Origin of the sequence: Bowmanella dokdonensis, assembly GCF_017254865.1 — a bacterium.
Classification (GTDB): Bacteria; Pseudomonadota; Gammaproteobacteria; order Enterobacterales; family Alteromonadaceae; genus Bowmanella; species Bowmanella dokdonensis.
Genome location: NZ_JAFKCV010000104.1, coordinates 1 through 436 on the forward strand (window position 1 = coordinate 1; position 436 = coordinate 436).

The 436-nt window shown below is 49.8% G+C and carries 1 pseudogene; it reads right to left on the reverse strand.

The features are described from left to right. Positions 1 to 134: 134 nt before the first annotated feature. Positions 135 to 436 (reverse strand): annotated as a pseudogene (locus J0A66_RS21745) (insulinase family protein); the annotation flags it as partial.

The following is a 436-nucleotide window of genomic DNA, read 5'->3' on the forward strand; positions in this document are numbered from 1 at the left end:
GCCCAGGAAGGCCTGGCTAAACGCTATTTAAAGATTAATGGTCACTGGCGGGACCATGTTCTGATGGCCAAATTAAGCCCTTATCAGCAATAAAAAACGGCCCAATTGGGCCGTTTTCTGTTCATGCATAGGGGTTAAAGCTTGAACTCAACCACTTTACGGCCGAGTTTTTCCAGCTCAGGTTTAAGTGCTTTGGCGTCACCCACCACCACTGTCAGCATCTCGTCGAGCTTAAGGTGCTTGGCTGCCAGGGCATTGATTTCGGCTTGGCTGATGCCATCAACGATGGCCGAGCGCTCTTTGACAAAACTGGGTTTAAGATCAAATTCCAGGATCTGGGCCAGGAAACCCAGTTTGGCCCGCGGCGTTTCATACTTCAGGGCATCTTTTTGGTTGATGGCCAGACGCATAAAACTTAGCTCCTCGTCACTGATTC